Below are 6,911 nucleotides of genomic sequence, written 5' to 3' on the forward strand. Positions count from 1 at the left end.
ATGACTTATTTATTTGAAAACTACAAGAGGGCACCTATTGAGTTTGTTAAAGCAGAGGGTTCCTATCTGATTGACAGTGAGGGAAAGACTTATTTGGACTTTTCATCGGGGATTGGTGTAACCAATCTCGGCTTTCACCCGCAGGTCCAGCAGGCTTTGATCCAGCAAGCAGGGCGCATCTGGCACAGTCCCAATCTCTATCTTAGCTCTCTGCAAGAGCAGGTGGCTCAGGAACTGGCAGGTTCTTATGATTATTTAGCTTTTTTCTGCAATAGCGGAGCAGAAGCCAATGAAGCTGCTATTAAGCTAGCCCGCAAAGCTACTGGCAAGCAAGGCATTATCACTTTTCAGCAATCCTTTCACGGTCGGACCTTTGGCGCTATGGCCGCAACAGGACAGGATAAGATTAAGGAAGGATTTGGTGATGGGGTGCCCCATTTCAGCTATGCGGTTTACAATGATCTTGCCAGCGTAGAAAAGTTGGTCAATCAGGATACGGCAGCTGTCATGTTGGAATTGGTCCAAGGAGAATCAGGAGTTCGTCCAGCAGAAGCAGCTTTTGTCAAAGACTTGGCTGATTTGTGCCGACGAGAGGAGATTTTGCTGATTGTTGATGAGGTCCAGACAGGTATGGGGCGCACGGGTCAGCTTTATTCCTTTGAGCACTATGGGATTATACCGGATATTGTGACACTGGCTAAGGGTCTGGCCAATGGCCTACCCGCAGGTGCTCTATTAGGAAAATCAAGCTTGGCTCCTGCTTTTGGACCTGGCAGTCATGGTTCTACCTTTGGTGGCAATAAATTAGCCATGGCAGCCGCCTTGGAGACCTTGCATATAATGAAAGAGGCGGGCTTTATGGAAGAAGTCAGGTCTAAGAGTGCCATCTTACTGGAGCAGCTGCAGTTTTCTTTTCAGGACCAGCCAAAGATTTCTGCTGTTCGAGGCCTGGGCATGATGATTGGGATTGAAACAAGTGCCAGTCTGTCAAGGATTGTTGAAGCCGCTCGTCAGAAAGGCTTGATTATCCTGACAGCCGGAGAAAATGTTATCCGTCTCCTGCCGCCTTTGACTATCAGCAGGGAGGAAATCCAGCAGGGGATTGCTATTTTGAAAGAAGTATTTTCAGAAGTAGATGAATAAAGGAAAAGGATTCAGTTTGAGCTGGATTCTTTTTTGTCTATGATAAAGGCATTTTTGACAATGATTATTATTTTTTTGACAAAGATACTTGTCAAAAAGAAAAGAATCTGTTACAATGATTTTATCCAAGGGAGAATAATAAATAAGGAGTTTATGATGCAGCTTAGAAATCGACTCAAGGAGTTGAGGGCGCGTGACGGTCTCAACCAGACAGAACTGGCTAAGCTGGCCGGTGTTTCCAGGCAGACAATCAGCCTTATAGAGAGAGGCGAATATACCCCATCGATTGTGATTGCCCTTAAGATTGCCCATATTTTCAATGAAAACGTTGAGAATGTCTTTCGGCTGGTGGAGGAAGCAGAATGAAGAACCAATTAAGATTCATTTCAACAGGAGCTAAAACAGTCCTTCAGCCTCAGCATTCTTGTATCATCTATTGTAAAAAAATAAAGGAGAAGAAGTCGTGAAAGAGCAAAAACGTATATCTAAACAGAAAAGAGTTTTATATAATGTCCTTATATTGCTAGCTGGAGCTTTTATAGGTGGTCTGTCTATTTTGTTTTCTGAAACTGGTCTGCTAAAAAACATCAGTTGGTCGACTATTTTTACTGTTCAACTGCTGCGCCAGTTAGGTCGGGCTAGTCTTATCATCCTCTATCCATTGGTCTTTTTCTTGATTTATCGGACTCGTAAATACAATGAAGCCTATGAAAAAGAAGCAGATGAGGATAAGAATTATGAATGGTACCGCTTAACCTTTAAAAATCTGGAATATGCGGGCATTGTCTTTAATATCAGCAGTGCTATCGTTCTTTTTACGATTTTAGTTGGAGTTGTTTATATCGGGAATATCACTAATCATAAGAGCCCGCTTCAGTGGAGTCTTATAGATTATGCGATTGCATTTCTTTATATTATTTTGCAAGTTGTCTTTTTAAAGACAGTTCAGAAGGTGCGGCACTATAAGCTATCAGCCTTTCCGACTGCTAAGGAAATAAAAGAATTTGCCCTCTCTTATGATGAGTCAGAGCTGCAAGCCAATTATGAACAGTGCTATCTTATTCTCTTCAATGTAAATCAGAGACTTCTGCCAATCCTCTATATTGTTTTAGGGATAGTGGGAACTTTCACCCCCCTCAATGTCGTTTCCGGTTTTGTCGTCCTAGTGGTGATCCATATCTATATCAATCTTATGTATTATCCAATGGTAAGAAAATATTTCAAATAAGCTTATTTCCCGATGAAAGGCGGAAATTATGAAACTACTGAAAGAACTTGATTTTATCCATAATAAAAAGGTCAATCTGACTCTGAATATAACGGCTGTATTGCTGATCTTCCCTTTTCTAGCCCTCTTTACTTGGATTGCTATTCTGATGTATGGCAAGGGCAGCGAAGTTTTTCATTTCTTTGACTTACTCTACCTCCTTGTTCTAATGGTCATCCATGAACTAATCCACGGCTTTTTCTTCAAGGTCTTGGGAGATGAAAATACCAAGGTCAAGTTTGGTTTTAAGAGTGGCATGGCCTATGCGACCAGCCCAGGCAGTCGTTACAGTCGGAAAAGGATGCTCGTCATTATCCTGGCACCTTTCGTTTTGATTAGCCTAGCCCTGACCTTGATCTATGGCTTGCATATTTTAACTGCGGCTTCTTATATCGTCCTTGCTAGCTTCCATGCAGCTGGCTGTGCAGGAGATTTTTTCCTCGCTGCCACTATTCTCCAGCAGAAGGGAGATATTGCTGTTGAGGATACGGAAGTCGGTATCAATATTTATCAAAAGGAGAATACAAAATGAACAACTTCAAATCAACTGCTTTAGGACTTGTAAAATGGATAGGCTTAATTGCTCTTAGCCTCCTTATAAATGCTGCTCCAATGCTATTCTTAAGGCTCGGGAAGAATTTACCTATTTATGCAGAAATCTTATTGGTAGCCTTGTATCTGATTTTAGTTTTCCTGATTTTTCGTAGCTTGTGGCGGCGTTATCAGAAGCATGTGCCTGAAGAAAAGAAAAAATTCAAACAGTCTGGCAAGGACATCGGTTTTGCTTTTCTATTCTTTTTCCTTGCCAGAGTGGCTGCTATTGTCGGTGTTTATCTCAATCTCATCCTGAGCGGCAATTCCCAGACCAGTAATGACAGCGCCATACAAGGGCTAGGGGGAATGATGTCTTCGCAGCATATCTTCTTTGCCTTGCTCTTTGTTGCAACGATTGCTTTTATCGCTCCTATCATGGAAGAATTAATTTTCCGCGGTTTTGGTACTGCCTTCTTTTTCAAGAATAATCAAAAAGTTTTGCCTGCTATTGTGACTTCTGTGGTCTTTACCCTGCCTCATATCACCCAATTGACAGAGTTTCCAATTTATTTTGCACTTGGACTGGTTTTATATTTATCCTATGCTCGTCGGGGGAATATAAAAGATTCCATGTTGGTTCATATCCTGAACAATCTCCCTATGGCTATAATACTGCTGCTAGCTATGTTTAAGTAAATCAATCTATAAGGAATCACTATGAAATTAAAAACGTTCTTTACTAATTTTGGCCTTTATATACTTGTCCTCTTGGCCTATTTCTATATATTTTCCGCTATAGTTCTCTTCACCATAGGCTCTCTGACAGGAGGAACTTCTCAACTATTGATTTTGCCGATTTTTGTCATACTTGCAAGTCTCTATTCTTTTGCCATGTGGAAATGGTACCAGAAAGATTTGAAACTGGAAATCAAAAATACCAAGCTAACCAGTTCTATCTGGCTTCCCAGCGTCCTCCTGCTTGCTTTTATCATCTTCCAGCAGCTCGTTCCTATTGAATCTTCTGCAAATCAGAATACTGCTGTAGAGTTGATTCAGCAGCAGCCAGCTTTTGCCTTTCTATACATGGTAATCTTTGCTCCTATTCTCGAGGAGTTGCTGACACGAGGATTTTTGGCTAAGTTTCTCTTTCCTGACCAAAATAGCTTGGCGAAAATCCTGCTCTATTTAACTGTATCTGCCAGCTTTTTCTCTCTTCTGCACATGCCGGGCAATCTAGTCCAGTTTCTCGTTTACTTCATCTTGGGGGCAATCTTTGGCCTAGGCTATCTAGCTAAGAAGGACCTACGTTACTCAATGGGCCTACATTTGGCCAATAATCTAATTGCCTTTGTTCTCATTGTCTTCTTTTAATAGAAAAACTACATATAAGACAGCACTTCTAAAGTTAGGCAGTAAAGTCTAACGGCAGAAGTTTTTTTCTTTGGAATGGAGTTTAAATACCAAACTGCTTTTCTGGTCTTTCGAAAGCCAGCAGTTTCAAATTCTTGTGAAAGTGTTTTCCAGATGGTATAATAAGCTATCAAACGAAAAGAGGTTTCCTTATGTCTAAAGTCCTATTAATTGTCAACCCTAGCTCAGGAGGCGAAAAAGCCAAGTCCTATGAAGACTTGGCAAGAGAAAAGCTGGCAGAATGTTTCGATGAGGTAGTGGTTAAGCATACTGAAAAAGGCGGAGACGCAGCAGATTTTGCTAAGCAAGCCGCAGAAGACCATTATGACAGCGTCTTTGTCATGGGTGGCGATGGAACAGTCAATGAAGGAATCAGCGGTCTGGCTGAACTAGACTATCGTCCGACCTTTGGTTTCTTTCCACTTGGTACGGTCAATGACTTGGCGCGTGCTCTCGGCATTCCCCTAGACGCTGAAGAAGCCATCCAAAATCTGGATATCAACAAAGTCAAGCCGCTTGATATCGGTAAGATTAATGACCAGTACTTTATGAATGTGGTTGCCATTGGAACTATTCCTGAGTCGATTAACAATGTGGATTCAGAAGACAAGACCAAGTGGGGCAAGTTTGCCTACTTTATCTCTGGTTTTAAGCAATTGATGGATACTAGTTTTTACGAATTTCACTTGAAGATTGATGGAGAAGAGCGCACGATAAAGAGCAGCACACTCTTGATTGGCTCTACCAACTCAATCGGAGGTTTCGAGAGTATTCTCCCTGAAGCCACTGTTAATGACGGCTTGCTCCATCTCTTGTATCTTAAGGATAAAAATCTCTTGGACACCTTGGTTTCTGTGCCGGATTTGATTTCGGGCAATGGAGAAGAAAGTGATAATATCGAGTATCTGACCTTTAAGGAAATCACAGTTGAGTTGGCTGATGATAAGGCAGAGCTCAGCGTCAACGTTGACGGAGATGAGGGCGACCAACTGCCAGTAACGATTCGTGTCTTGCCATCTCACTTGAATGTGTATTGCTAGTCTTTTTGTGTTTAGACTCAAAAAAGAATACGGTAGAAGGACTCTAAACTTTTAAGTTTGGGGTCCTTTAATACTTGTAATATACTAATTTTTAGATTTACATACTTTTCTCAAGTGATGGCGGACGTCAGCGACCTCCTGCAGAGTTCCATGACTAGCTATTGAGCCTAAGGTCTCAATAGCTCCGCTCTACCTAACTGTTGCAACAGTTAGGTAGATTTCATCACTGAGAAAAGGAAGTAATCTTTTTAGAATTTTATTAGTAAAATCTTTCTAATTATGCTATAATAAATCTAGAATAACATGATAACATAAGCAAAAGTTTCCTGATTTATTTGGGAGGGGAATTGACGATGCAAGGAAAAGAATTTGGACAGCATTTGAAACAGCTTCGATTAAATAGGGGCTGGACCAAGGAGCAACTGTGTGGTGATGAGTCAAAGCTTTCTATACGGCAGTTAACGCGTTTGGAGTCCGGCATTTCCCAGCCGACTCTCTCTACTTTAGAATATCTTGCTTCCTGTCTAGAGGTTGATTTGGCAACCTTGACAGGAAGTAAAAAAGAAGATGCCGCTCTACCTGCTGATTACGAGCGCTTGAAGTATAAGCTGATTCGGACGACCACTTATGGCAATACCAAAGTCTTGTCCGAATTGGAGCATATCATAGATGAGATTTTTGAAGTTTATTATGATGATTTGCCAGAAGCTGAGCAGAATGTAATGGATATCTTGCAATCAAAGATTTATACCTATACTTCTGAGAATTTCCATAAGTATGGAATGACTCTCTTTGCCCAGCATTTGGATGATTTGCAGAGTAAAAAGCATTATGACGTGAATGATTTACTCTACATCCAGCTCTATCAGATCTATGTGGGAGATGAAGAGGAGATTCGGTCAGCTAAGTTTGATAAGGAATTATATACAAGAATTGCTCGGCGATTACTGCAGTCAGTTGACTACATTCCAAATGAATATCTCTTTCTCATGCGAGATGCTCTACTGACAATTCCAGGTATTGAGTGCGAGCGAAAAGAGTTCATTTATACAAAAGATACACTCAATAAACTTAATATAATCATGGAATTGACAGAGGATTATCAAAAGAAACCGCTGATAAGAATGTTAGAGGGAGAATATGAGCTTTTTGTACACAAGGACGAGGAAAAGGCTCAACAATACTACGAAGAGGGACTGACGCTGGCAAGATTGTTAGGTCATACTTTTCTATCTAAAAAAATGTCTGAGGAGTGGAATAAAGAACTTCGGCTCTATCATCAAGGCTAACAGGACATTTATGTCCTGTTTTGGCAAAATCTTTCGTGTTATAATTAGGCAAACCTAAAGGAGGTCCTTTTATGAAAAATGCAAAATTAATGTTTCTTGCGACTGCGCTCGCTTCTTCTATTATCTTGCTTGGTGCTTGCAGTAAACAGCAGGACAAGAAGCTATCTCAAAGTAGTAGCTCTAGTCAAACAGTTCAAACTTCTAAATCAGATGACAAATCTGAAGCGA

The 6,911-nt window shown here is 40.9% G+C and carries 8 protein-coding genes and 1 pseudogene; all 9 read left to right on the forward strand.

What is annotated here, in order from left to right; all coding sequences use genetic code 11:
• Window positions 1–1,143 carry an acetylornithine transaminase gene (locus tag FKX92_RS10340; protein WP_149566263.1) on the forward strand — a complete coding sequence of 381 codons (1,143 nt, stop codon included), beginning with the start codon at window positions 1–3 and terminating at the stop codon, window positions 1,141–1,143.
• 156 nt (window positions 1,144–1,299) lie between these two features.
• On the forward strand, window positions 1,300–1,509 hold the full coding sequence (locus tag FKX92_RS12250; protein WP_009659847.1) for a helix-turn-helix transcriptional regulator: 210 nt from the start codon (window positions 1,300–1,302) through the stop codon (window positions 1,507–1,509).
• 97 nt (window positions 1,510–1,606) lie between these two features.
• Complete coding sequence (locus tag FKX92_RS10350) at window positions 1,607–2,371, forward strand: DUF3169 family protein (RefSeq protein WP_149566264.1); 765 nt, start codon at window positions 1,607–1,609, stop codon at window positions 2,369–2,371.
• 28 nt (window positions 2,372–2,399) lie between these two features.
• The gene (locus FKX92_RS10355) at window positions 2,400–2,942 is read left to right on the forward strand and encodes a DUF3267 domain-containing protein (RefSeq protein WP_002897931.1); all 543 of its coding nucleotides are present in this window, start codon (window positions 2,400–2,402) and stop codon (window positions 2,940–2,942) included.
• Complete coding sequence (locus FKX92_RS10360; RefSeq protein WP_149566265.1) at window positions 2,939–3,640, forward strand: CPBP family intramembrane glutamic endopeptidase; 702 nt, start codon at window positions 2,939–2,941, stop codon at window positions 3,638–3,640. Before FKX92_RS10355 ends, FKX92_RS10360 begins: the two co-directional genes overlap by 4 nt.
• A gap of 21 nt (window positions 3,641–3,661) precedes the next feature.
• Window positions 3,662–4,315 (forward strand): CPBP family intramembrane glutamic endopeptidase, encoded by a 654-nt coding sequence (locus FKX92_RS10365; protein WP_125348462.1) that lies wholly within the window; start codon window positions 3,662–3,664, stop codon window positions 4,313–4,315.
• A gap of 161 nt (window positions 4,316–4,476) precedes the next feature.
• Window positions 4,477–5,394 carry a diacylglycerol/lipid kinase family protein gene (locus FKX92_RS10375; RefSeq protein WP_049553464.1) on the forward strand — a complete coding sequence of 306 codons (918 nt, stop codon included), beginning with the start codon at window positions 4,477–4,479 and terminating at the stop codon, window positions 5,392–5,394.
• A 353-nt stretch (window positions 5,395–5,747) separates the two neighbouring features.
• Window positions 5,748–6,683, forward strand: a complete 936-nt coding sequence (locus FKX92_RS10380; RefSeq protein WP_125348464.1) for a helix-turn-helix domain-containing protein — start codon at window positions 5,748–5,750, stop codon at window positions 6,681–6,683.
• Window positions 6,684–6,754: 71 nt separating this feature from the next.
• A pseudogene (locus tag FKX92_RS12280) lies at window positions 6,755–6,911 on the forward strand (DUF6287 domain-containing protein); the annotation flags it as partial.

Source organism: Streptococcus sanguinis (assembly GCF_008329445.1).
Taxonomy (GTDB): domain Bacteria; phylum Bacillota; class Bacilli; order Lactobacillales; family Streptococcaceae; genus Streptococcus; species Streptococcus sanguinis_O.

Bases quoted from the DNA above. Each gene is read 5' to 3' on its own strand.
- FKX92_RS10340 (WP_149566263.1), top strand. From the start codon at position 1: ATGACTTATTTATTTGAAAACTACAAGAGGGCACCTATTGAGTTTGTT.
- FKX92_RS12250 (WP_009659847.1), top strand. From the start codon at position 1,300: ATGCAGCTTAGAAATCGACTCAAGGAGTTGAGGGCGCGTGACGGTCTC.
- FKX92_RS10355 (WP_002897931.1), top strand. From the start codon at position 2,400: ATGAAACTACTGAAAGAACTTGATTTTATCCATAATAAAAAGGTCAAT.
- FKX92_RS10360 (WP_149566265.1), top strand. From the start codon at position 2,939: ATGAACAACTTCAAATCAACTGCTTTAGGACTTGTAAAATGGATAGGC.
- FKX92_RS10365 (WP_125348462.1), top strand. From the start codon at position 3,662: ATGAAATTAAAAACGTTCTTTACTAATTTTGGCCTTTATATACTTGTC.
- FKX92_RS10380 (WP_125348464.1), top strand. From the start codon at position 5,748: ATGCAAGGAAAAGAATTTGGACAGCATTTGAAACAGCTTCGATTAAAT.